Origin of the sequence: Hyphomonas sp. (genome assembly GCF_046313735.1) — a bacterium.
GTDB lineage: Bacteria > Pseudomonadota > Alphaproteobacteria > Caulobacterales > Hyphomonadaceae > Hyphomonas.
Genome location: NZ_JBKBXW010000058.1, coordinates 2,181 through 4,202, shown reverse-complemented (window position 1 = coordinate 4,202; position 2,022 = coordinate 2,181). Strand labels below are relative to the sequence as shown.

Here is a 2,022-nt window from a genome sequence, read left to right as displayed (position 1 = left end):
GCGGCGACGCTCTGGTGGTTCGGCGACCGGGGGCAGAAGGCGCGGTGAGGGGGGAGGGCGGCCTGACCCACCGCTCTCCCTTTCTTCGTCACGCACGATGGCCGCGAGGCCATCTGAGCGGCACGAAAGGTGGGAATGAGTGGAGCGAAGGTCCCGGAAATTTGCTTGCGCAAATTCCGGGATGACGGGGGCGGCGCGTTGAGCTTCTGAGGCGGCGTGCTAGGTTCGCGCGCAACAGGGAGAGGGCGTATGGCCGATTTGATCCTCGTCATCGATGAAGGCACGACCTCGACGCGGGCCATTGTGTATGACCGCGACTTCCGCGAGGTGGCGCTGGCGCAGGAGGAAGTGGCGCTGGCCTATCCCGCCGATGGCTGGGTGGAGCAGGACGGGGCGGAGATCTGGGCGCGCACGCTGTCGGTTTGCCGGGCGGCCATCGCCAGGGCGGGCGGCGCGGACAGGATCGCCGCCATCGGCCTGACCAACCAGCGCGAAACGACACTTGTCTGGGAACGGACGACCGGAAAACCGCTCGCCCCCGCCATCATCTGGCAGGACCGGCGCACCGCCGCTGCCTGCGAGGCGCTGAAGGCTGCCGGGCATGAGGCGCAGGTGCAGGCGGAGACCGGCCTGCTGCTTGACCCGTATTTCTCCGGCACCAAGATCGGCTGGGTACTGAACAATATCACCGGCGCGCGGGCGAAGGCGGAAGCCGGTGAGCTTGCCTTCGGCACGGTCGACAGTTTCCTGCTCTGGCATCTTACCGGCGGGCGCGTGCATGCGACGGACGTGACCAACGCTTCGCGCACACTGCTCTACCGGCTCGGCCTTGGCGCTGACGGCGGATGGAGCGGGCCCATGCGCGCGTTGCTTGACGTTCCCGTACGGCTGTTGCCGGAGGTGAAGCCAACCGCCGCTGACTATGGATCAACGGAGCCGGAGCTTCTCGGGCGCGCCATTCCCATCGCCGCGATGATCGGTGATCAGCAGGCGGCCTTGGTCGGGCAGGGGTGCCTGAAACCCGGCCAGGCCAAGATCACCTATGGCACGGGAGCTTTCCTCGTGGCGAATACAGGAGCGAAACGTCCGGCGTCGGAGCATCGCTTGCTCGGAACGGTCGGCTATGAATTGCCGGGCGCGGCGGCGATGGCCCTCGAGGGGTCAATCTTCAATGCCGGCACAGTGATCAAATGGCTGCGCGATGATCTGAAACTCATTCAGAGGGCGGATGAAAGCGAGAAGGCCGCTGCCAGCCTGCCGGACAATGGCGGGGTCTATATGGTGCCGGCTTTCACTGGCCTCGGCGCGCCGCACTGGGACGCCGAGACGCGCGGGTTGATCTGCGGCCTGACACGGGCGGCGACGGCGGCGCATATTGTGCGCGCAGGCCTCGAATCGGTGGCCTATCAGACGCATGATTTGCTCACTGCCTTCGCCGCCGATGGCGCGTCCATTGCGGAGCTGCGCGTCGATGGCGGCATGGTGGCGAATGACTGGCTGATGCAGTTCCTTGCCGATGTCTGCGGCCTGCCGGTGCTGCGGCCCGATTACCGCGAGATGACGGCGCTGGGCGCGGCGGCAGCGGCGGCGATGCAGATCGGCTGGATCACAGCGGAAGACTGGGCGGCGCGCGATGTGCCCGGCGCGCGGTTCGAGCCGCACATGGCGGACGGCATGCGGCAGGCGCTGCTGCAGGGCTGGCAGGCGGCGCTGGGCCGGACGCTCGCCTAGTCGAGCGACAGTTCAAACGGCGTGACCGGCGTGCCATCCGGCGCCATCAGATTGCAGACCGGCGTATCGCCCCAGCAATAGCGCAGGATTGAGGCCGCCGTAGACGGAGCGTCAATCTCGATCATGCTGCCGTTCAGGGCTGCATCCGTAAACGCACATCCCCCGCTCGCATCGCAGAGCATGAAGCCTACAGGCCGGTCATGACCAGAGGTCTGATAGGCGCCGGAGGTTTCCGGCAGCGCAATGCGGATGACGTTCTCCTCACGCCGCGCTTCAACTGGGCTGTATCCC

1 protein-coding gene and 1 pseudogene are annotated in these 2,022 nt (G+C 66.8%); one reads left to right on the top strand and one right to left on the bottom strand.

The annotated features are described in order from the left end of the window. Positions 1–249: 249 nt before the first annotated feature. Positions 250–1,731: a glycerol kinase GlpK gene (glpK, locus tag ACK4SV_RS16020; RefSeq protein ID WP_409918844.1), complete on the top strand. Its 1,482-nt coding sequence runs from the start codon at positions 250–252 to the stop codon at positions 1,729–1,731. On the opposite strand, the pseudogene ACK4SV_RS16015 reads toward glpK, so the two are convergent. Beyond that, positions 1,728–2,022 (bottom strand): annotated as a pseudogene (locus tag ACK4SV_RS16015) (9-O-acetylesterase); the annotation flags it as partial. The gene glpK and the pseudogene ACK4SV_RS16015 sit on opposite strands and share 4 nt — an antisense overlap.